The 22,274-nt window shown below is 72.6% G+C and carries 18 protein-coding genes; 3 read left to right on the top strand and 15 right to left on the bottom strand.

Features of this window, described 5'->3' with window-relative positions:
• Positions 1-182 precede the first annotated feature (182 nt).
• Both ACTYVM_RS29800 and ACTYVM_RS29795 read right to left on the bottom strand, forming a co-directional pair.
• Positions 183-3,308, bottom strand: coding sequence for a putative bifunctional diguanylate cyclase/phosphodiesterase (locus ACTYVM_RS29800; protein WP_445528936.1), 3,126 nt, complete (start codon positions 3,306-3,308; stop codon positions 183-185).
• Between the two features lie 399 nt (positions 3,309-3,707).
• Positions 3,708-4,658, bottom strand: coding sequence for a 2-hydroxyacid dehydrogenase (locus ACTYVM_RS29795; protein WP_445528935.1), 951 nt, complete (start codon positions 4,656-4,658; stop codon positions 3,708-3,710).
• A 78-nt stretch (positions 4,659-4,736) separates the two neighbouring features.
• On the opposite strand from ACTYVM_RS29795, the gene ACTYVM_RS29790 reads away from it, so the two are divergent.
• Together ACTYVM_RS29790 and ACTYVM_RS29785 are read left to right on the top strand one after the other, a co-directional pair.
• Positions 4,737-5,735: an aldo/keto reductase gene (locus ACTYVM_RS29790; RefSeq protein WP_445528934.1), complete on the top strand. Its 999-nt coding sequence runs from the start codon at positions 4,737-4,739 to the stop codon at positions 5,733-5,735.
• 140 nt (positions 5,736-5,875) lie between these two features.
• Positions 5,876-7,033, top strand: a complete 1,158-nt coding sequence (locus ACTYVM_RS29785; protein WP_445528933.1) for a PQQ-dependent sugar dehydrogenase — start codon at positions 5,876-5,878, stop codon at positions 7,031-7,033.
• Between the two features lie 10 nt (positions 7,034-7,043).
• Here ACTYVM_RS29785 and ACTYVM_RS29780 read toward each other — a convergent pair whose 3' ends face one another.
• The 12 genes from ACTYVM_RS29780 to ACTYVM_RS29725 form a co-directional block, all read right to left on the bottom strand.
• The gene (locus tag ACTYVM_RS29780) at positions 7,044-7,238 is read right to left on the bottom strand and encodes a DUF6191 domain-containing protein (protein WP_445528932.1); all 195 of its coding nucleotides are present in this window, start codon (positions 7,236-7,238) and stop codon (positions 7,044-7,046) included.
• A 22-nt stretch (positions 7,239-7,260) separates the two neighbouring features.
• Positions 7,261-10,320 carry a helix-turn-helix transcriptional regulator gene (locus ACTYVM_RS29775; RefSeq protein WP_445528962.1) on the bottom strand — a complete coding sequence of 1,020 codons (3,060 nt, stop codon included), beginning with the start codon at positions 10,318-10,320 and terminating at the stop codon, positions 7,261-7,263.
• A 179-nt stretch (positions 10,321-10,499) separates the two neighbouring features.
• Positions 10,500-10,685, bottom strand: coding sequence for a hypothetical protein (locus ACTYVM_RS29770; protein ID WP_445528931.1), 186 nt, complete (start codon positions 10,683-10,685; stop codon positions 10,500-10,502).
• A gap of 211 nt (positions 10,686-10,896) precedes the next feature.
• Positions 10,897-11,487, bottom strand: coding sequence for a hypothetical protein (locus tag ACTYVM_RS29765; RefSeq protein ID WP_445528930.1), 591 nt, complete (start codon positions 11,485-11,487; stop codon positions 10,897-10,899).
• 35 nt (positions 11,488-11,522) lie between these two features.
• Complete coding sequence (locus tag ACTYVM_RS29760) at positions 11,523-12,101, bottom strand: GNAT family N-acetyltransferase (RefSeq protein WP_445528929.1); 579 nt, start codon at positions 12,099-12,101, stop codon at positions 11,523-11,525.
• Positions 12,079-14,316, bottom strand: a complete 2,238-nt coding sequence (locus tag ACTYVM_RS29755; RefSeq protein WP_445528928.1) for an MMPL family transporter — start codon at positions 14,314-14,316, stop codon at positions 12,079-12,081. Before ACTYVM_RS29755 ends, ACTYVM_RS29760 begins: the two co-directional genes overlap by 23 nt.
• A 180-nt stretch (positions 14,317-14,496) precedes the next feature.
• Positions 14,497-14,826 (bottom strand): hypothetical protein, encoded by a 330-nt coding sequence (locus ACTYVM_RS29750; protein WP_445528927.1) that lies wholly within the window; start codon positions 14,824-14,826, stop codon positions 14,497-14,499.
• A 121-nt stretch (positions 14,827-14,947) separates the two neighbouring features.
• A complete protein-coding gene (gene gatB, locus ACTYVM_RS29745) occupies positions 14,948-16,459 on the bottom strand; it encodes an Asp-tRNA(Asn)/Glu-tRNA(Gln) amidotransferase subunit GatB (protein ID WP_445528926.1) in 1,512 nt (503 codons plus the stop codon).
• A gap of 16 nt (positions 16,460-16,475) precedes the next feature.
• Positions 16,476-16,718, bottom strand: coding sequence for a hypothetical protein (locus tag ACTYVM_RS29740; protein ID WP_445528925.1), 243 nt, complete (start codon positions 16,716-16,718; stop codon positions 16,476-16,478).
• On the bottom strand, positions 16,715-18,217 hold the full coding sequence (gene gatA / locus ACTYVM_RS29735) for an Asp-tRNA(Asn)/Glu-tRNA(Gln) amidotransferase subunit GatA (protein ID WP_445528924.1): 1,503 nt from the start codon (positions 18,215-18,217) through the stop codon (positions 16,715-16,717). The genes ACTYVM_RS29740 and gatA overlap by 4 nt, the downstream gene beginning before the upstream one ends.
• A 5-nt stretch (positions 18,218-18,222) precedes the next feature.
• The gene (gene gatC / locus ACTYVM_RS29730) at positions 18,223-18,519 is read right to left on the bottom strand and encodes an Asp-tRNA(Asn)/Glu-tRNA(Gln) amidotransferase subunit GatC (RefSeq protein ID WP_100572135.1); all 297 of its coding nucleotides are present in this window, start codon (positions 18,517-18,519) and stop codon (positions 18,223-18,225) included.
• 220 nt (positions 18,520-18,739) lie between these two features.
• The gene (locus tag ACTYVM_RS29725; protein ID WP_400037647.1) at positions 18,740-19,111 is read right to left on the bottom strand and encodes a DUF4267 domain-containing protein; all 372 of its coding nucleotides are present in this window, start codon (positions 19,109-19,111) and stop codon (positions 18,740-18,742) included.
• 89 nt (positions 19,112-19,200) lie between these two features.
• On the opposite strand from ACTYVM_RS29725, the gene ACTYVM_RS29720 reads away from it, so the two are divergent.
• Positions 19,201-19,788, top strand: a complete 588-nt coding sequence (locus ACTYVM_RS29720) for a TetR/AcrR family transcriptional regulator (protein ID WP_400037645.1) — start codon at positions 19,201-19,203, stop codon at positions 19,786-19,788.
• 64 nt (positions 19,789-19,852) lie between these two features.
• Here the strand turns inward: ACTYVM_RS29720 and ACTYVM_RS29715 are convergent, their stop codons facing one another.
• The gene (locus ACTYVM_RS29715) at positions 19,853-22,081 is read right to left on the bottom strand and encodes a putative bifunctional diguanylate cyclase/phosphodiesterase (RefSeq protein WP_445528923.1); all 2,229 of its coding nucleotides are present in this window, start codon (positions 22,079-22,081) and stop codon (positions 19,853-19,855) included.
• Positions 22,082-22,274 lie beyond the last annotated feature (193 nt).

The following is a 22,274-nucleotide window of genomic DNA, read 5'->3' as shown; positions in this document are numbered from 1 at the left end:
ACGCCAGGTGCTCGTGCAACAAAAAACCCCTCGTGCCGCAAGGCAAGCGAGGGGAAGCGCGCCGGTGTGGTCGCCGGGTTCCGGATCATTGTCCGGTGGGTCCCAGCTCAGCCGACGCGCTGTCCAAGTACGAGAATTCGGGTGCGCATGGAAATGACCCTCCCTCCGGCACGCACCCGGTGTCAAGTGGGTGGGACGGGAGTCTCATCATGTGAGCGGAGGGCCGTCCCGCCTCCGAGGGCGGCGGGCACCGCCGCGGTGAAGGCCCCGGCGCGTCCCCCGGCGAACACCGGTTCGGCCGGGCCGTGCGGCACCGGGTAGCCGCCGGAGGTGAGCGCCCGGCGCAGCCGGTACTCGTCCAGCGGGCCGGAGAACGCCATGCCCTGACCGTGGGTGCAGCCCATCGCGCGCAGGGCCACGACCTGCTCCGGCAGGTCCACGCCGTCGGCCACGGAGCGGAGCCCGAGGTCGGCGGCGATGCGGAGCAGACCACTGGTGATCTTGTGCAACCGGGCGGACTCGACGACGCCCTCGACCAGGCTGCGGTCGAGCTTCAGCACGTCGACGGGGAGCCTTCTGAGGGCCGTGACCGCCCCGTGGCCGCTGCCGAAGCCGTCCAGGGCGATGCGCACACCGAGCCGCCGGAGGGCGGCCAGACGGCGCTCCAGCTCGTCCAGCGGCACCCGCGGGTCGGGGGCGGACAGCTCGATCACCAGGGATCCGGACGGCAGCCCGTGCCGGGTCAGCAGGGCCTCCACGGAGCCGGGCGGCAGCGAGCGATCCACCAGACGGCGGGCGCCCATCCGGACCACCACGGACACGTTCGGACCGGTCGAGGCGCGGTCGGCGGCCTGTGCGACGGCCTCCTCCAGCATCCAGCGGCCCAGTTCGGCCGTCCTTTCGCTGTCCTCGGCCACCCGCAGGAACTCGGCGGGGGTGAAGAGCACGCCCTGCGAGGAGCGCCAGCGCGCCTGCGCGGCGACCGAGGTGATCCCGCCGTCCTCCAGGCGGACCACCGGCTGGTGCAGCAGGGTGAACTCGCCCTCGTGCAGGGCGTTTCTGAGCCGGGTGGCCAGCTCCGCCCTGCGGACGACGTCCTGCTGCATCTGCGGCTTGTACAGCTCGACCCGGCCCTTGCCGGCCGCCTTGGCGCGGTACATGGCGAGGTCGGCGTTGCGCAGCAGCTCCCCCGCGTCGAGGCCCGGCTCGGCGAAGGCCACCCCGATGGACGCGGCCACGCGCACGTCGTCGCCGTCGATGAGGTACGGATGCGACAGCGTCACCCTGAGGCGGTCGGCGAGCTCCAGGATGTGCCGTTCGCGGGCGGTGCGGTCGCGGGTGCCGTCCCCGACGATCAGGGTCGCGAACTCGTCGCCCCCGAGTCGGGACGCGGTGTCCCCGTGCCGTACCGCCTCGTGGAGTCTGCGGGCGGCCTGGACGAGCAGCTCGTCCCCGGCCTGGTGACCGATCGTGTCGTTGACTGCCTTGAAGCCGTCGAGGTCGATGAAGAGCACGGCCGTGCCGTGGTCGGTCGAGCGGCGACCGGACAGGGCCTGCCGGACACGTTTGGTGAACAGCGCCCGGTTGGGCAGGTCGGTGAGCGGGTCGTGCTCGGCGTTGTGCTGGAGCTGCGCCTGGAGGCGCACCCGCTCGGTCACATCCCTGCTGTTGAAGATGAGGCCGCCGTGGTGGCGGTTGACGGTCGACTCCACGTTGAGCCAGCCGCCGTTGCCGGAGCGGAAGCGGCACTCGATGCGCGTGGTGGGCTCTTCGAGCGGGCTGGCGACCAGGAAACGGCGCACCTCGTGCACCACGGAGCCCAGGTCCTCCGGATGGATGATCCCCGCCAGTTCGGTGCCGACCAGTGCCTCCGCCGGCCGCCCGTACACCCCGGCGGCGGCCGGGGAGACGTACCGCAGGACGCCGTTGGGCGCGGCGATCATGATGACGTCGCTCGAGCCCTGCACCAGGGAGCGGAAGTGGTTCTCCTTCTGGGCCAGCTCCTGGGTGAGGGCGATGTTGTCGCGCAGCACGATGCCCTGGCGCACGACGAGCACCAGCACGACGGCGCCGGCGGTGATCAGCACCACGCGGTCGACGCTGTGGCCGTTGAGGGCGTTGTACAGGACTCCCAGCGTGCACACGGCCGCGGCGAGGTACGGGGTGAGGGCGGCGAGGGAGCCGGCCAGGGGCCGGCCGGCCGGATACCGGTCGGGATCCTCCTCCGGTGCGGGCGGCCCGCCGTGCGCGGGGCGCGCGACCGCGGAATGCTGCCTGGGCACATGGACGACCGGCCCGCGGACGTGGCCGTCGGGGCCGCGCCCGTGGGCGTCGGCCACGCGCGCGTGCCCGTCGGCGGAGCGCGCGTCCGGGTCGCACCCGTCCGGCTGGTGCCCCTGGGCCTGGCACGGGCCCGTCCGGTACGGGTGTTCCGGATCGTACGGGTGGTACGCGTCGACGTCGTGCCGCTCCGCGGCCTGCTGTCCGGGGCGGGGCGCCGCCCAGGGGGCGTACGCCAGGAGAAGGGAGCCGGCGAACCAGCCGGCGTCGAGCAGTTGCCCCGAGCGGTAGCTGTTGTGCAGCAGCGGCGAGGTGAACAGCGCGTCGCACAGCACGGTCAGGGCGAGCCCGCCGATCGCCGTGTTCACGGCGGTGCGGTTGATCGGGGAACACCGGAAGTGCAGCGCGAGCACCATGGAGACCAGGGCGATGTCCAGCAGCGGGTACGCCAGTGAGAGCGCGGTGTGCGCGACGCTCGACCCGTCGAACCTGGCCGCCTGGGCGAGGGCGAGGCTCCAGGACAGGGTGAGCAGCGAGCCGCCGATCAGCCACGAGTCCAGCGCCAGGCACACCCACCCGGCCCTGTTCGCCGGCCGCTTGGCGAGCACGAGCAGGCCGACGATCGCGGGCGGCGCGAAGCACAGGAAGAACAGGTCGGCGCAACTGGGACTGGGCACGGACACGCCGAGGACGACCTCGTACCACCCCCAGACCGCGTTGCCCAGGGCCGCCATCGCCGAGGAGAGGGCGAACAGCAGCCAGGCTGTTCGAAAGCGGACGTGACGGCCGCGGGCGTACAGCGCGCACGAGACCGCGGCGGTGCCGGCCGCGGCACTCAGCCCGAAGTCGCCCATGAACAGCGCCACCTTGCTGGAACCCCAGCCGCACGCGGCACCGATGGCGAATCCCGCGCACACCAGGGCCAGCAGGAGCTGCGGCGCCACTCTCGAACGGACGACGGCGGCCGGCGGGGGCAGCAGCACCCCCGGTTCGGACGGCGGCCGCAGCGCGCCGTCGAACGCGGTCATGGCAGGCGATGGCGGGCTCACCGGGGCCTCCCGGTCCGTGCGGCCGGGTCTCCCGGCTTCCGGTGCGCCGGGTGGGCATGCCTCCGGCGACCGCCGGGCCTGCGGTGGTGATGACCGTGATGACTGTGGTGGCCGCGTCTGCGCGCGGCCGTGTGCCAGGGCCGCCGCCGACGGCCCCGCCGCGTCGGATCGTTCGTCCATAGGCCGTGCATCGCCCGTCGCCCCCCTCGCAGTGTGGAATGTCCGTCCCCGGCGCCGAACTGTGCGCGGCGCGGCCCCTGTCGGGACGATACACCAGTCTCGTCACTCAGGGACATAGCGTCTCTACGCTCCGTGACGACCAGCGCCAATGTGGGTACGGACCGCGTTCGAAGAGTCGCGGACCGTACCCGAAGCGGATCAGGCGCCTGCCGTGCCCGTCGTGAGGACCACGTTGGCGAGTGGCTCCCGGTTCACGAAACGGCGCAACTGGTCCGTCAGAAGCCGTGTGGCGCGCGGCAGGAAGGCGGACGTGGGACCGCCGACATGGGGGCTGATCAGCACGCCCGGCGCGTGCCACAGGGGGTGGCCCGGGGGCAGCGGCTCAGGGTCGGTGACGTCGAGGGCGGCGGTCAGACGGCCGCTGTCCAGCTCGGCGAGCAGTGCCTCGGTGTCGACCACGGCGCCGCGCGCGACGTTGACCAGCAGCGCGCCGTCCTTCATCCGCGCCAGGAAGTCCGCGTTCACCAGCCCGCGCGTGGCCTTGGTCAAGGGCGTGGACAGGACGACGACATCGGCCTGCGGGAGCAGGGAGGGCAGATCGGTGAACGGATGCACCGGGCCGCGCTCCGTGGTGCGCGCGGAGCGCGCCACCCGCGCCACCCGCGCGACCTCGAAGGGCACGAGCCGGTCCTCGATGGCGGCCCCGATCGAGCCGTAGCCGACGATGAGGACGTTCTTGTCGGCGAGGGCGGGACGGAAGCCGCCGCCCCACTCGCCCCGGTCCTGGGCCCGGACGAAGCCGGGGACGCCGCGCAGCGAGGCCAGGATCAACGTCAGGGCGAGCTCACTGGTACTCGCCTCGTGCACCCCGCGCGCGTTGCACAGCCGTACGCCCGGCGGCAGGTCGCGCAGACCCGGCTCCACCTGGTCCGTGCCGGCGGACAGTGTCTGCACGACCCGCACGGAACTCATCCGGGGCAGCGGGCGCCGCCCGACGCCGCCGGGCTTCATGTACGGCACGACGTAGAAGGCGCAGTCGGCGGGGTCCGCGGGGAACTCCTCGGCGCCGTCCCAGAAGCGGTAGGAGAGCCCCTGCGGAAGCCCCTCGATCTCGTCCGGCGGAATGGGCAGCCACACGTCAGCAGTCATGCTCAGGAGGCTATGCCAGGGGCACGTGGAGCCAGAGGTTAGGTTGGTGGGCCCCGAGAGAGGGAGGGTTACGGCCAAGTGGAGCGCAGGACGATCGGCGCGGCGGCACTCGCGGTGGGGGCCGTGGGACTGGGGTGCATGCCGATGAACTGGGCGTACAGCGCGTCGCGGCGGCGGGGAGCGGATTCGCTCAGGGCCGTGCACCGGGCGCTGGACCTGGGCTCGACCCTTCTGGACACGGCCGACATGTACGGCCCGTTCACCAACGAGCTGCTGCTGGGGCGGGCGCTGAGGGGGCGGCGGTCCGACGCCTTCGTCTCGACGAAGGTCGGCCTCCTGGTGGGCGAGCAGCACATCGTGGCCAACGGCCGTCCCGGCTATGTACGGCGGGCCTGCGACGCCTCGCTCAGGCGTCTCCAGACCGACGTGATCGACCTCTACCAGCTGCACCGCGCCGACCCGGAGGTCCCCGTCGAGGAGACCTGGGGGGCGATGGCGGAACTCGTGCGGGCCGGGAAGGTGCGGGCGCTCGGCCTGTGCGCGGTGGGTGCGCGCGGCCGACGCCGGTCCGGTGCGCGTCTGCACGACGGGACGATCCGCCAGCTGGAGCGGGTGCAGCAGGTCTTCCCGGTCAGCGCGGTGCAGGCGGAGCTGTCGGTGTGGTCGCCCGAGGCGCTGGAGTCGTTGCTGCCGTGGTGCGCCGAGCGCGGGGTCGGTTTCCTGGCGGCGATGCCGTTGGGCAACGGCTTCCTGACCGGCACCCTCACCCCGGGCCAGGGGTTCGAGCCGGACGACGTGCGGGCCCGGCATCCCCGCTTCACCGCCGAGATGATGGCCGGGAACCAGCCGATCGTGGCCGGGCTGCGGCGGACGGCCGCCCGGCACGGCGAGGACGTCACCCCGGCCCAGGTGGCCCTGGCGTGGGTACTGGCCCAGGGCCGGCACGTGATCCCGGTCCCCGGCACCAAGCAGGAGCGCTGGGTGACGGAGAACGCGGGCGCGGCAGGGCTGCGGCTGACGGCCGGCGATCTGGCCGAACTGGGCCGGCTGCCGGCGGCCCGGGGTTCCTGGGACTGAGCCGGCCCGTGGACGCGGCCGCTCCGGGCCGGCGACCCGGCCGTCAGGGCGGTGCGGGCGTGGGATGCGGGCGATCGGGAACCTGGGAGGCTCGGGCGGTGTAAGACAGGTGGAACCTCCGCGTCGAAGGGACGAAGATCGTGCAACGTCGAGCTGTGACGGGCGTGCTGGCCGCCGCCCTGCTGCTGACGGCCGGCTGCTCCTCCGGGGGCCCGTCGGCCGAGGGGGGCGGCATGGCGCCCGGCCGTGCGACGGCGGTGTCCTCGCCCTCGGCACCGGCACCCACGGAGAGCGCGCCGCCGGCCAAGGGCTCGGTGAAGGTCCTGCGCACGGTCGCGGAGGGCCTGAACAGCCCCTGGGGGCTGGCCCCGCTCCCCGGCGGCGGTCTCCTCGTCTCCTCCCGTGACAAGGCAACGATCACGCGGATCGACGAGAAGACGGGGCAGAAGACCGAACTGGGCAGGGTGTCGGGGGTCGCACCGGAGGGCGAGGGCGGCCTGCTGGGCATCGCACTGTCCCCGGACTACGCCTCCGACCACATGATCTACGCCTACTTCACCTCGGCCTCGGACAACCGCATCGTCCGGATGCTGTACGACGACAGGAAACCGGCCGGAATGCAACTGGGCGCACCCGACACCATCTTCAAGGGCATCCCCAAGGGGGTCATCCACAACGGCGGCCGGATCGCCTTCGGCCCCGACAGGATGCTGTACGCGGGCACGGGCGAGACCGGTGACCGTGGCCTGGCCCAGGACAGGAAGTCCCTGGGCGGCAAGATCCTGCGACTGACCCCGGACGGCCGGCCCGCCCCGGGCAACCCGTTCCCCGACTCCCCCGTGTACTCGTACGGCCACCGCAATGTGCAGGGCCTGGCCTGGGACGACAAGCAGCGCCTGTTCGCCTCCGAGTTCGGCCAGGACACCTGGGACGAGCTGAACGCGATCAAGCCGGGTGACAACTACGGCTGGCCGGAAGCGGAGGGCAAGTCGAACGACCCGAGGTTCCACAACCCGATCGCCCAGTGGCACACGGACGTGGCCTCCCCCAGCGGCATCGCCTACGCCCAGGGCTCCGTCTGGATGGCGAGTCTGAAGGGCGAGCGCCTGTGGCGCATCCCCCTGCGCGGCACCAAGCTCTCGGCGGCCCCCGAGGCCTTCCTGACCGGCACCTACGGCCGCCTGCGCACGGTGGCCTCGGCGGGCGGCGACAAGCTCTGGCTGGTCACCAGCAACACCGACGGCCGCGGCACTCCGCAGAAGGGCGACGACCGGATCCTCGAACTGGAGGTGAAGTAGGCCCCGGCCCTCATTCCCCGGCGGTTCCGGCCTCCTCCGCGGGAGGCTCGGGTGGCCGTACGACGACCTTCCCGGAGGCAAGGTCGATCGGCCCACGACCGGGGTCGGTGTCGCCGACGTCCTCCCGGGTCAGTTCCAGCCGGTTCTGCTCGTCCCGGGTGTGCTTGCGGCCGGGCGCGAACAGTTCCTCGAACACGTTGAACACGGCTTCCCTCCCGGTCGGCGCCTCACGGTCGTCCCGCGAACAGCCGGTCTTCGGATCCCGGCGGGAACAGGCCCAGCCGGTGGGCCAGTGCGGCCGCCTCTCCGCGGCCCGACACACCCATCTTGGCCAGGATGTTCGAGACGTGGACGCTGGCTGTCTTCGGCGAGATGAAGAGTTCCTCGGCTATCTGGCGGTTGGTGCGGCCGGCGGAGACCAGGCGCAGGACGTCGCGCTCCCGGCTGGTCAGGCCCAGGGCCTCGACGGGGTCGGTGTCAGCGGAGGGCTGCTGCGGGGTGCCGGTCAGGGCGAGGCGGCCGCGGCGGGCCAGCAGGGCGACGGAGTCGGCGAGCGGGCGGGCGCGCAGGTGCTCGGCGACGGCGTGCGCCAGGCGCAGCAGCTCGGTGGCACGGCCCCGCTGGTCCTCGTCGGTGCCGAGCAGGGCCTCGGCGAGGCGGAAGCGGACGCGGGCGAGGTCGTAGGGGCGTTCCAGTGTCTCGAAGGCGGCGACGATCTCGGCCCACTCCTCCTGGCAGCCGCGGCCCTCGGCGCGCAGCAGTTCGGCGCGCACCCAGCGTTCGTACGCCTGCCAGACGGGCACGTTGGTGGCCAGTGACTTGGCGGCGCCGCGGATGCGCTGCAAGGTCTCGGCGCGTCCGGGTGCGACGGCGGGCAGCCCTGCCGCGTGGGTCTCCACCGTGGCGGCGGTGAGCAGCAACTGCCAGCCGTAGCGCTGGGTGCCGGGTGGGAGGCCGTCGTCCAGGACGCGTTCGAGTGCGGCGCGGGCGTCCAGCAGGCGGCCCTCGCCCGCGGCGACCCCGATCGCGATCCGGGCGAGCGGCAGGGCGTGCTGGGGCGCCTGGTCGTGGGTGCCGAAGTTTTCGAGGGCCTCGGCCAGTTGGTCGGAGGCTTCGGCCAGATCACCGCGCTCGAAGGCGAGTTCGGCGCGGACCCTGGCGTGGAAGCCGCGTGGTTTGGCGTACTGGCCGACGCGCCAGGACCGGGAGGCCGCCTCGGCGGCCTCGTCCCAACGCCCCAGGGTGAACAGCGACTCGGCGAGATTGCCCCACACCCAGGCCTCGCTGTCCAGCAGTCCGAAGCGCCGGGTGAAGGCGATCCCCTGTTCCATGAGTGGCACGGCCTCGCGGGAGCGGCCGACGGACTCCAGTTCGTTGGGCAGGTTGACGTAGGAGCGGCCGGCGACGCCGGAGATGCCGTCGTCGACGGTGCGCTGGTTGACCTCGTACATCTCGGCGAGGCCCGCCTCGACGTCGCCGGCCTGGACCATGAGACCGCCCAGGGTGAGCCGCGCGTTCATCTCGATCTCGCAGGCGCCGACCATGCGCGCGTACTCCACGGCCCGTTCGGCGGCCGAGAGGGCGTCGGGTCCCGGCGCGTGCACCATGGACCACCGGGCGACGTCGGCCAGCACCTCCGCGTGCACCTCGGACGGCGGCAGCCCGCGCACCAGATCCTGCGCGGTGCCCAGTTCCCGCCAGCCGTCGCCGTGGTCCTTCGCCTGGACCAGCCAGGAGCGCTGGACCCAGAACCAGGCGGCCCGCAGCGGGTCGTTCTCCTCCTCCAGGAGACGCAGCGCCCGCTTGATGATCTTCATGGAGCGGTCCCGCTCCCCACAGAAGCGGCCGGCCACTGCGGCCTCGGCGAGCAGGTCGAGGTAGGTCAGTGGGGTGGTCGCCGGGTCGCAGCCGCACAGGGAGTACATCGCGGTGTAGTCGATGAGGCGCAGCCGGGAGCGTACGTCCTGCGGTGCGGCGTCCCACAGTTCCATCGCCCTTTCCAGCAGCCTCAGTTGCTCGCTGTAGGCGTGCCGGGCGCGGGCCGCGACGGAGCCCTCGAGGACGGCGGGCAGAGCCTTGGCCGGGTCGTGGGCGTGATACCAGTAGCTGGCCAGCCGGGTGACCCGCACGTCGGCCGGGACGAGCGTGGGGTCGGCCTCCAGGGCTTCGGCGTAGCGGCGGTTGAGGCGGGAGCGCTCGCCGGGCAGCAGGTCGTCGCCGACGGCCTCGCGCACCAGGGAGTGCCGGAAGCGGTAGCCGTCGCCGGTGGGGGCGGCGATGAGGATGTTGGCGTTCACGGCGCCCCGCAGTGCCTCGATGAGGTCGTCCTCGCCGAGCCGGGACACGGCCGCGAGCAGCCGGTGCTCGACGGTGGACCCGCCCTCGGCGGCGATCCTGACGATCCGCTGGGCGGGCTCGGGCAGCTTCTCGACCCTCACGAGCAGCAGGTCGCGCAGGGAGTCGCTGAGGCTGGTGCGGCAGCCCTCGTGGGCGGCGACGGCGAGTTCCTCGACGAAGAAGGCGTTGCCGTCGGAGCGTGCGAAGATCTCGTCGACCTGGGCCGGGTCCGGTTCGGTGGCGAGGATGCCGGCGAGCTGGCGTCCCACTTCCTGCCGGGTCAGGCGGGCGAGTTCGAGGCGGCGGACCGTGCGCAGCCGGTCGAGTTCGGCGAGCAGCGGCCGCAGCGGGTGGCGGCGGTGGATGTCGTCGGAGCGGTAGGTGGCCAGGACGACGAGGCGGCCGGTGCGCAGGGTGCGCAGGAGGTAGGCGAGCAGGTGCCGGGTGGAGGCGTCGGCCCAGTGCAGGTCCTCCAGGGCGACGACGACGGTGTGGTCGGCGGCGACGCGCTCCAGCAGGCGGGCGGTGAGTTCGAAGAGGCGGGCCATGCCCTCCTCGTCGTGCCGGCCGATGCCTCGCGCGGGAGCCGGCACACCGAGTTCGGGCAGCAGCCGGGCGAGTTCCTCCTCCTGTCCGGCGGCCGCGGCGGCGAGTTCGCCGGGCAGTTCGCGGCGCAGGGCGCGCAGGGCGGCGGAGAAGGGCGCGAACGGCAGTCCGTCGGCGCCGATCTCCACGCAGCCGCCGACCACCACGACGGCGCCCGCGCCAACGGCGGCGTCGGCGAACTCCTCGACCAGGCGGGTCTTGCCGACGCCCGCCTCACCGCTGAGCAGCAGGGCCTGCGGCTCTCCCCCGGCCGCGCGGGTGAGCGCGTCGTGCAGCGTGCTCAACTCGTCGGCGCGGCCGACGAACACCGGACTGACGGACCTGGTCTCCACAACTCCGAGCATCGCATGCGGGTCCGACAGCGCGGCACCTGTTTTCCGCACGGCGGACGGCTGCAAGAGCACGAGGCCCCGGTCCACTGCCGTGGAGCCGGGGCCGTCCTGACCGTACGGGCCGTGCTGACCGTCCTGACCGCCCGGGCGGCCCGAACCGTCCTGACCGCCCGGGTCCCGCCGGCCCGTGTTCACGCCGCGCGGGTGAACCGTTGCCGGCGCGAGTCGTGGGTATGGGACTCCGCCTCGGAGGTTCGCCCGTCGGCCGGGCGGCGGGCGGCACGGCGGGCGCGCTGGGCCTCGCGGGCCAGGCGCTCCTGCTCGGCGGTGCGGCCGAGTTCGGCGGCGCGCAGCCGGTGCAGTTCGTAGTGCAGCATGGCGTCTCCCCTGGGTCGTCGCGGTGACCGATGGTTTCGGCGTCGCCTTCCGCGATGCCTCCACTGTGGTCTCCCAGGGGGGTCCGCCACATCGGGAGAGTTCCGCATCTTCCCGCGGCGCGGGGGCCTTAGACGCGCGTGAGGGGCCTCAGGTCGACCGTAAGGCACCGGTGGCCATGGCCGCTCAGGCCCCTCGGGAAGCGGGGGTTGCTCAGGCGGACGGCAGTCCGAGCAGGACGTCGGTGTACTTCAGGACGGCCAGCAGCAGGCCGATGACAGCGAGCGCGACGCCCGCCCAGGCCACTGACTTGATCCAGGGCGCCTGCGGCCTGCCCGGGGCGCCGAACGCGGGCCGCGCGAGCACCACGACGCCGACGATCAGCGCGACGAGGGCGAACAGCCCGCTCCACAGCGCGGTGGCCTGCCAGGCGTCGCCGTAGATCGTCTTGATCTGCTCGGCGACGCTCGCGTCGGACGAGGTCCGCAGCTGGCCGATGAGCTGCTCACGCGCCCCGGCCACGGTGCCGAGCCAGCTGCCGCTGAGCGAGACCAGGCCCAGCGCGGCGGAGACGACGGCACCCGCCCCCTGGCCGACGCCGGACGGGCCGTGCGCCTCGGACCCGGCCGACGCGGCATCGTCCGGCTCGCCGCGCTCGGCATCGGTCTCGACGCCGTTCCCGGCCTCCGCTTCCGTCACTTCACCGGCGCTCTCGCCGGACGTCGTGGCGTCCACCGCCTCGCGCTCGTCGTCTCTCTCGGCGGCGGTCGCCACTCCGCCCTCGTCTGCAGTCTTCGTTGCCATGCCCCGCACCGTACGGACGCTGTCTGAGAGGTCTCTTAATGATCGTCGCCGGCCGGCACGCGCGCGCGTGCCTCGCGCCACTCGGGGGCGAGCACCGCCCACACCTCCGTGTCCTGGCGCACGCCCCGGTGGGGGAAGCTCTCCCGCAGGACGCCCTCGCGGGTCAGCCCCAGCCGTCGCGCCGTGTTGACGCTCGCCTCGTTGGCCGCGGCGGCGTGCCACTCCACGCGGTGCATGCCCCGCTCGTCGAACGCCCAGTCGATGAGGACGCGCGCCCCGCGCGTGACAAGCCCCCGCCCGGTGCCGGCCGGCTCCAGCCAGCAGCCGATCTCGCAGGTCCCGGTGGCCGTGTCGAAGACGCGGAACAGCAACCCGCCGACCAGTGTGCCCTCCAGCCACAGCCCGTGCAGGAAGCCGCTGTCAGCGGCGTGCCGGTCGGCGTACGACTGGAGGATGCCGCGTGCGGAGTCGACGTCCGTGGCGTGCGCGCCGAACGGAATGTAGCGCGTGATGAACTCCCGCCCCCGCTCCAGGTGCGCGAGGAACTCCTCGGCGTGCCACGTCTCCAGGGGGCGCAGTTCGGCCCCGTCGTCACCCAGGGGTATCGCGTACATCTCGCTGTGTCTCCTTCGCCAGTTCGTCCACGACCTCCGCGAGCCTCTCATGCGCCGCGCGGCACTCCGGCGGCTCGATGCTGATCCGGGGCAGCACGCGGTCGAGCCGGCGCGGCAGCCACCAGTTGGCGCGGCCGAGCAGGTGCATCAGGGCGGGCACGAGCAGGGTGCGCAGCACGAAGGCGTCGAGGGCGACGGCGGAGGCGAGCGCGATGCCGAACATGGCGATCACGCGGTCGCCGCTGAGGACGAAGGCGAGGAAGACCGAGATCATGATGACCGCGGCGGAGTTGATCACCCGGCTGGTCTCGGCGAGGCCGACGCGGACGGCCCGCCGGTTGTCGCCGGTCTCCAGCCACTCCTCGTACATCCGGCTGACCAGGAAGACCTGGTAGTCCATGGAGAGCCCGAAGAGCACCGACACCATGATCACGGGCAGGAAGGGCTCGATCGGTCCCGCCCGGCCGAGGCCGAGGAACTCGCTGCCCCAGCCCCACTGGAAGATCGTGACGACGACGCCGAACGCGGCGGCGACGGCGGCTATGTTCATCGCGGCGGCCTTCAGCGGGATGCCGAGGGACCGGAAGGCGAGCAGCAGCAGGACGCAGCCGAGCCCGACGACCACGCCGACGAACAGCGGCAGTCTGCCGATGATCACGCCGGCGAAGTCGTCGTATCCGGCGGTGACCCCGCCGACGTGCAGGTCGAGCGTGGTGCCGGTCTCGGCGCGCGGCAGCACCTCGGTGCGCAGCCGGTGGACGAGGTCGCTGGTGCGCTGGGACTGCGGCGCGGAGTCGGGGACCACACTCAGGTAGGCCATGGTGCCGCCGGAGTTGTAGGTCACCGGGGTCGCCGCGGCGACGCCCTCGGTGGCGCGCAGGGTGGTGTCGAGGCCGTCCAGGGCGACTCTGCCCTCGGCGCCGTCCACCCGGGTCACCAGCGTGAGCGGCCCGTTGACGCCGGGACCGAAGCCCTCGGCGACGAGGTCGTACGCCTTGCGGGTGGTCGCCGTGCTGGGGTCGTTGCCCTGGTCGGAGGTGCCGAGGTGGAGCGAGAGCGTGGGCAGGGCCAGCACGGTGACGACGGCGACGGCGACGAGGCCGAGCGCCTTGGGATGGCGTTCGACGAAGGCCGACCAGCGGGCGGCGAACCCGGTGGGCACCTCGGGCTCGGGCCCGTGTTCGACCAGGCGGCGCCGTTCGCGGCGGCTCAGGGCGCGTGGGCCGATGAAGGACAGCAGCGCGGGCAGCAGCGTCACGGAGGCGGCGACGGTGAGGACGACGGTCAGCGAGGCGGCGACCGCCACGCCGTTGAGGAAGCCCAGCCGCAGGATGAGCATGCCGAGCAGGGCGATGCACACCGTGGCACCCGCGAACACCACGGCGCGTCCGGTGGTGGCGACGGCGTTCGTGACCGCCTCGGTGGAGGTGAGTCCGCGTTTCAGTCCGCGCCGGTGCCGGGTGACGATGAACAGCGCGTAGTCGATGCCGACGCCGAGTCCGATCAGCATGCCCAGCATGGGCGCGAAGTCGGCGACCGTCATGGCGTGGCCGAGGAGTCCGACGGCGGCGTGGGCGGTGCCCACGCTCAGCAGCGCGGTGGCGATGGGCAGCACGGCCGCGGCGAGCGAGCCGAAGACGACGAGCAGCACCCCGGCGGCGACGAGCACGCCGACGATCTCGGCGGTGTGGTCACCGGAGGGCGCGGTGAGGCTGATCGCGCTGCCGCCGAGTTCCACCTGGAGCCCGCCGGTCGCGGCCGCCTTGGCCGTCTGGACCACGGCCTCGGCCTGGGGCTTGGTGATGTCCTCGGACGGGCGGGTGAAGGTGACGGTGGCGTACGCGGTGTGCCCGTCGGGGCTGATCTGGTCGGAGCCCTGGGTCGCCTGGTCCTTGTAGGGGCTGGTCACGGACGCCACCTGGGGCAGGGCGGCGATCTTGTCCAGGGTGCGGGTCATCGTCTGCTCGACGTCCGGGGCGCGCACCGTGCCGGACGGGGTGTGCCAGACGACGGTGTCGCTGTCGCCGCCGAGTCCCGGGAAGCCCTCCTTGAGCAGCTGGGTGGCGCGTCCCGACTCGGTGCCGGGGACCTCGTAGTCGTTGGAGTACGTCGAGCCGGTGACCGAGGCGGCGGCGGTGATCCCGCCGAAGGCAAGCAGCCAGAGCAGTACGACGACGAGGCGGTGCCGGACACACCAGCGCGCTAGGGCTGCCACGAACGTGCTCCCAGGGGAGATTTGTGGATCTTTGACCGGGAGAAGTCGTCCATGATCGGAAACAGCCCGCAAAGAACGCATGAGCAATCTGAAGACCACTCTTGCAGGAGAATCTGATCGTTTAGCCCGTTCGTGGGCCGATTCACATCAGTGCGACCCAATTCACAGGACAGCCGGTCATCAGCCGGGTTGGTCGCCGAGCGCCATCACCATCACCCCGGCGATCAGCAGCCACAGGGCCCGCCGGGTGCGCCCCCGGGAGCCGATGAGCGCCGCCACGGCGCAGACGGCGGCGCCGGCGGCGTAGGCGGCCGGGGCCAGTACGGAGGCCGAGCGGGACAGCCTCAGCAGCGCGGCGGCGAGTCCGGCGAGCGTCAGCAGGGCCCCGGCTCCGGCCGCCGTCCACCGGGCGCGGCGTGCCACCTCCGCGAGATCCTCCGGTTCGTCCTCGAGGCCGTCGTCGTCCCCGGACATCTCGGGGTGCGTTTCGGAATCGGCGCGTCCACTCATGGCGCGCGAGCGTAGCGCCTCCGTATGACGGCACACCGACAGGGGGTGGGACCGTCCCCCACGCGGACATGACTCGGGGGGTGCACCGGACCCGATGCACCCCCCGAGACGGTTCGCGGGCTCAGCCCTCGACGCCGAGCCTCTCCAGGATCAGCTCCTTGACGCGGGCCGCGTCGGCCTGGCCGCGGGTGGCCTTCATGACCGCGCCGACCAGGGCGCCGGCCGCGGCCACCTTGCCGCCGCGGATCTTGTCCGCGATGGCCGGGTTCCCGGCGATGGCCTCGTCGACGGCGGCGGTCAGCGCGCCCTCGTCGGAGACGACCTTCAGGCCGCGCTTGTCGACGACCTCGTCCGGAGTGCCCTCACCGGCGAGGACGCCCTCGATGACCTGGCGGGCCAGCTTGTCGTTCAGATCGCCGTTGGTGACCAGCTCGGTGACCCGGGCGACCTGCGCCGGCGTGATCGACAGCTCGTCCAGCGCCTTGCCGGACTCGTTGGCCGCGCGCGCCAGCTCGCCCATCCACCACTTGCGGGCCGAGGCGGCGTCCGCGCCGGCGTCGATCGTGGCGACGATGGGGTCGAGGGCGCCGGCGTTGAGGATCGCCTGCATCTCGGTGGCCGTGACGCCCCACTCCTCGCGGAGCCGGTTGCGGCGCACCAGCGGCAGCTCGGGCAGCCCGGCGCGGATCTCCTCGACCCACTCGCGCGAGGGCGCCACCGGAACCAGGTCCGGCTCGGGGAAGTACCGGTAGTCCTCGGCCTCCTCCTTGACGCGGCCGGAGGTCGTGGACCCCGTGTCCTCGTGGAAGTGGCGGGTCTCCTGGATCACCGTGCCGCCGCCGTTCAGCACGGCGGCGTGGCGCTGGACCTCGAAGCGGGCCGCACGCTCCACGGACCGCAGCGAGTTGACGTTCTTCGTCTCGGAGCGGGTGCCGAACTTGTCGGCGTCCTTGGGCATCAGCGACAGGTTGACGTCGCAGCGCATCTGGCCCATCTCCATCCGGGCCTCGGACACGCCGAGCGCCCGGATGAGCTCGCGCAGCTCGCGGACGTAGGCCTTGGCGACCTCGGGGGCGCGCTCGCCGGCGCCGGTGATCGGCTTGGTGACGATCTCGATCAGCGGGATGCCGGCGCGGTTGTAGTCCAGCAGGGAGTGGGACGCGCCGTGGATGCGGCCGGTGGCGCCGCCGACGTGCGTCGACTTGCCGGTGTCCTCCTCCATGTGGGCGCGCTCGATCTCCACGCGGAAGGTCTCGCCGTCCTCCAGCTGCACGTCGAGGTAGCCGTTGAAGGCGATCGGCTCGTCGTACTGGGAGGTCTGGAAGTTCTTCGGCATGTCCGGATAGAAGTAGTTCTTCCGGGCGAAGCGGCACCACTCGGCGATCTCGCAGTGCAGCGCGAGGCCGATCTTGATGGCGGACTCCACGCCGGTCGCGTTGACGACCGGGAGGGCGCCGGGCATGCCGAGGCAGGTCGGGCAGGTCTGCGTGTTCGGCTCGGCGCCGAGCGCGGTCGAACAGCCGCAGAACATCTTGGTGGCGGTGCCGAGTTCGACATGGACCTCGAGGCCCATGACGGGGTCGTACGACGCCAGCGCGTCCTCGTACGACACCAGGTCGGTCGTGGTGGTCACGGTGAAAACTTCCCTCTCAGCCCAGCAGGACGTCGTCGTCGCCCAGCCGCTTCAGCTCGCGGTAGAGGATGGCGAGGCCGGTGACGATCGCCGCGGCGGACACGGTGGCGTCGATCAGGCGCAGCGTGTCGTGCTCGGCGCGGGCCTTCTTGATCTGCTTGGCGACACCGACCGCGCCGAACGCGGTGGTGGCCATGGACAGGTACGTACCGGACTTGGACTTCTTGAAGCCCTTGGCCTTGGCGAGTGCCTTGCTCACAACGACGGAGCCTCCTCGAGCAGCGGGTGCCCCCACTTTTCCACGAAGGCGGCCTCGACGGCGGCACCCACCTTGTACAGCCGGTCGTCCTTCATCACCGGGGCGATGATCTGCAGGCCGACCGGGAGGTTGTCCTCCGGGGCGAGACCGCACGGCAGCGACATGGCCGCGTTGCCCGCCAGGTTGGTCGGGATGGTGCACAGGTCGGCGAGGTACATCGCCATCGGGTCGTCGGCGCGCTCGCCGATCGCGAAGGCGGTGGTCGGGGTCGTCGGGGAGACGATCACGTCGACCTGCTCGAACGCCTTGTCGAAGTCCCGCTTGATCAGGGTGCGGACCTTCTGGGCGCTGCCGTAGTACGCGTCGTAGTAGCCGGAGCTGAGCGCGTACGTGCCGAGCATGATCCGGCGCTTGACCTCGGCGCCGAAGCCCTCCTCACGGGTGAGGGAGGTGACGTCCTCGGCGGAGCGGGTGCCGTCGTCGCCGGTGCGCAGGCCGTAGCGCAGGCCGTCGAAGCGGGCCAGGTTGGACGAGCACTCGGACGGCGCGATCAGGTAGTACGCCGACAGGGCCAGGTCGAAGGACGGGCAGTCCAGCTCGACGATCTCGGCGCCCAGCTCCTTGAGCAGCTCGACGGACTCGTCGAACCGCTGGATGACGCCGGCCTGGTAGCCCTCGCCGCGGAACTGCTTGACGACGCCGACGCGCATGCCGGCCACGCTGCCGCTCCGGGCGGCCTCGACGACCGGCGGGACCGGCTCGTCGATGGAGGTGGAGTCGAGCGGGTCGTGCCCGGCGATCACCTCGTGCAGCAGGGCCGCGTCCAGGACCGTACGGGCGCAGGGGCCGCCCTGGTCGAGGGAGGAGGAGAAGGCGACCATGCCGTAGCGGGAGACCGCGCCGTAGGTCGGCTTCACGCCGACCGTGCCGGTGACGGAGGCCGGCTGGCGGATGGAGCCGCCGGTGTCGGTGCCGATGGCGAGCGGGGCCTGGTAGGAGGCGAGCGCGGCGCTCGACCCGCCGCCGGAGCCGCCGGGGATCCTGGTGAGGTCCCAGGGGTTGCCGGTGGGCCCGTAGGCGCTGTTCTCGGTGGAGGACCCCATGGCGAACTCGTCCATGTTGGTCTTGCCGAGGATCACCACGTCGGCGTCCTTCAGCCGCCTGGTGAGCGTCGCGTCGTACGGCGGGATCCAGCCCTCGAGGATCTTGGAGCCGACCGTGGTCGGCACGCCCTCGGTGGTGAAGATGTCCTTGAGCGCGAGCGGCACGCCGGCCAGCGGGCCGAGCTTCTCGCCGCGCTCCCGCTTCTCGTCGACGGCGCGGGCCTGGGCCAGCGCGCCCTCGCGGTCGACGTGCAGGAAGGCGTGCACCTTCTCGTCGACGGCCTCGATCCGGGCCAGGTGGGCCTCGGCGACCTCGACGGCCGTCAGCTCGCCGGAGGCGATCTTCTCGGCGGTCTCGGCGGCGGTGAGCCTGATGATGCTGTTCATGTCCGTCACGACTCTCACTCCTCACCCAGGATCTGCGGCACCTTGAAACGCTGCTGCTCCTGGGCCGGGGCGCCGGACAGCGCCTGCTCGGAGGTGAGCGACGGACGGACCTCGTCCGCGCGCATGACGTTGGTCAGCGGCAGCGGGTGGGAGGTCGGCGGTACGTCTTGGTCGGCGACCTCGCTGACGCGGGCGACCGCGCCGATGATGTCGTCCAGCTGTCCCGCGAGGTGGTCGAGTTCCTCGGGCTTCAGCTCCAGACGCGCCAGCCGGGCGAGGTGGGCGACCTCCTCGCGCGTGATGCCAGGCATGCAGCGATCCTCTGGTGAGTGTGTGTGCTTTGGGCCAATCCTATGGGGCGGGGCCCCGTGCCCGTGAAACGGTTTGCCGGGCCCCGCCTTTCGGGGCCCGCGTCCAGTGACCCGCCCCGCGGCCCAGGGCGGCGGCGAACGCGTGCGGGCGGCCCGGCGGCACGACGACCGGGTCGCCGCGCCGGCCTGACGCGATCTCCCTGCCGGAGGCCGGATGTCCTCAGACCGCGAAGAGCAGTGCGGCACTGAGCAGTACCACGAGCGCGGTGGCGAAATGGATCCCGAAGGCGACGGCCTTCGTGCCGCCGTTGCGCAGCACTATGAGGGTGTCGCCGAGCGGTACGAGCGCCACGGCGACCATGAACCATGCCTCGGCACGGGCTCCGGCGAAGACCAGCAGGGCGAGGCCCAGCAGCCCGAAGGTGCCGTCCCGCAGACCCTTGATCGACAGATAGGCGCGGGCGTCGCCGCGCGGGTCGGCCGGGACGCCGTAGCCGGCCGCGGAGGGACCGGGCCGGAACAGGAAGCCGTAACCGAGGAACACGCAGAACAGATCGAGCAGGACGGCCAGGGTGTACGCGGTGACGGTCATGTTTCTCCCCCTTTTACTAGCAACGCTAGGACTACGAGTGAAGCTAGCAGAACGTCGGCAGAAGTTCTAGCACTGCTAGAATCCGGGGCATGTCGATCCAGACGCGCCGGGAGCGCGAACGAGCGGAGCGCCGACGGCTGATCGTGACGGCCGCACGGGAACTGGCGGAGGCCGAGGGCTGGGACGCGGTGACCACCCGCCGGCTGGCCGCCGAGATCGAGTACAGCCAGCCGGTCCTCTACAGCCACTTCAAGAGCAAGGGCGCGATCATGGCGGCGGTCGCCGTCCAGGGTTGCGCGGAGCTGGCCGTCGAGATGCGCACGGCCCGCGAGGCGGCCGGGGGCGCGCGCGAGGCGCTGGCCGCGGTGGGCGAGGCCTACACCGCCTTCGCGCGGCGGCGCCCCGCGCTCTACGACGCGATGTTCACGCTCGCGGTGGACCTGCCCTTCGCCACCCCGGAGGCCCCGGCAGCCCTGTGGGAGGCGTTCGGCGAACTGCTGCGGGCCGTGGAACCCGTCGCGGCGAAGGGCGACGACCCGGGCCTGCTGACGGAGACGTACTGGGCCGGACTGCACGGCCTGGTGACCCTGATGCGCAGCGGCCGGCTGCCGGAGCACGCCCACGAGCGCCGGCTCGCGTTGCTGATCGGCCACTTCGTGCCGCCCGGCACGGACTGATCAGGGCGAGCCCGGCCGGCTCTCCGTACCGGCGGCTTTCAGTACCGGCGGGCGGGCGGGACGGTCACTCGTCGGCCGCCGCCGCGGGCAACGCGGCGGCCGGACGCTGCCAGCCGCGCGAACCGCGCGCCAGCAGCCACGCGGTCGTCTCCTCCGGCGGCATCGCGGCCGCGACGAGCCAGCCCTGTACGGCGTCGCAGCCGAGGTCCCGCAGCCGTTCCCAGGTCTCGTCGTCCTCGACGCCCTCCGCGACGACCAGCAGACCGAGGGAGTGCGCGAGGTCGACGGTGCAGCGCACGATCTCGGCGTCCTCCGTGTCGACCGCCAGCCGGGCCACGAACGAGCGGTCGATCTTCAGCTCGCTCACCGGCAGCCGGCGCAGGTGCACCAGCGAGGAGTAGCCGGTGCCGAAGTCGTCCAGGGACATCTTCACGCCGTGGCCGGTCAGGGCGTGCAGGGTGTCGGCGGCCCGCTGCGGGTCCTCCAGCAGGACGTGCTCGGTGATCTCCAGCTGGAGCGCTCCGGCCGGCACGCCGTGCCGGGCCAGCCGGGCGGCCACCGAACCGGCGAACCCGGGGATGTGCACATCGCGCGGGGAGACGTTGACCGCGACCGGGACGTACAGGCCCTGGGCCCGCCACCGGGCGACCTGGGCGAGCGCGGTCTCCAGCACGTACTCCGTCAGATGGGGCATCAGACCCGAGGACTCGGCGATCGCTATGAACTCGTCCGGCGGCACCTTGCCGCGCTCGGGGTGCACCCAGCGGACGAGCGCCTCCAGGCCCGCGACCTGTCCGTCGAAGCGGACCTTCGGCTGGTAGTGCAGCTGGACCTCATGGGCGTCGAGGGCGCGGCGCAGGTCGCCCAGCAGTCCCAGCCGGTCGGGGGTGTTGGAGTCCCGCTTGGACTCGTAGACCTCCACGCCCGTGCGGTCCCGCTTGGCCTGGTACATCGCCACGTCCGCCCGGCGCAGCATGCCTTCGGCGTCCAGGGCGTGGTCGGGGAAGACGGCGACTCCCGCGCTGGCCTCCAGGACCAGGATGAGTCCGTCGAGGTCGAGCGGGGAGCTGAGCACGGTGACCAGGGCGCGCGCGATACGGGTCGCGGACGTCGTCGAGTCGGCGACCGGCAGCAGCACGGCGAACTCGTCGCCGCCGAGCCGCGCCGCCTCCGCCCCACGCGGCAGCGCCTGCCGCAACCGGTCGGCGATCTGCAACAGCAGCCGGTCCCCGGCGAGATGACCGAGTGTGTCGTTGACCGAACGGAACCGGTCCAGGTCGATCAGCATCAACGCGGACCGGGCGCCGATGCGTTCGGCGTCGTCCAGGGCGGTCCAGATGCGCTCGAGGAGCCACTGCCGATTGGGCAGGCCGGTCAGCGGGTCGCGCAGCTGCTCCTCGGCCCGGGCACGGGCCATCCACAGGGTGGAGTCGAGGGCGATGAGCGGGACGGCGAACAGCGGCAGCAGGACGGGTTTGGCCACGGCGACGACGCAGACCAGCGGCGAGATGCCGAGCAGGGCGACGGCGACCAGGCCCTGTCTGACCACGGCGGTGCGGGCGACGGTGGGCACTCCGTCGTTGCGGGAGATGTGCACGTACCACAGCAGGGCGCGGGTGACCAGGAGGTAGGCGCCGGCCGCCAGCACCACCGGGGGCACGGTGGAGGCGGTCCAACCGTCCGGGTTCCAGGGGCTCTCCACCGTCGGCACGCGGCCGAAGGCACCCAGTACCAGCGCGCCGGCGCCGATGCCGAGGATGTCCACCGCCCCGTGCAGCACGCCCTGCCGCCAGCGGTGGCGCCGGGCGATGCCGACCAGGACGACGACGGTGAGGCTGACCATGCCGGCGGGCACCCAGCCGTAGAGCAGCAGCACGGCGACGGTGAGGGTGGCTCCGGAGCCGGTGCCGCCCCACCAGCGGGCCCGGCCGAGCATGACCAGGTGGCCGACGATGACACCGGTGAGCAGGGCCAGGCACCAGCCGACCGTGCCGGACGGGAAGAGCGCGTGGTGGTCGGTGAACGCCCCCTGGACGCCGACGCCCAGCGCCAACGCGGCCGCCGCGACGATCGCCGCGGGCAACACCGGGCGGGAGCGCTGCCGTTCGGGCTCGACGCCGGGCAGTGCGGAAAAATGTTCGACGGGCGGGTGCGTCAACGCGCGGGCTCGCGCGACGGTGTACTGTCCGGCAACGCGTCCGGCGCGCTCCAGCGCCCTCCCCCGGCTCACCCACCACGCGCCGGCCATCCGGCGCAGCCGTGAGTGCGGGGCGGCGCTCTCGGTCGGTTCCATTCCCGTCCCTCTCACAGCCGGCGGTGCCCACGCCACGCGGCCCGATGCCCCACAACCCCTGGACGGCACCGCGCTGGAAAACCCTTCCGCGTACTCCTGACGAGCACGGGGATGCACCGACCGCGGTTGGGCACGGCGGGCGCACAGCTCAACAGTAGGCCGCGGAAGGCTTCCACGGGCAGCGGTCGTCGAC

The organism is Streptomyces cyslabdanicus, assembly GCF_052663305.1.
This window is presented reverse-complemented; position numbering and strand designations above follow the sequence as displayed.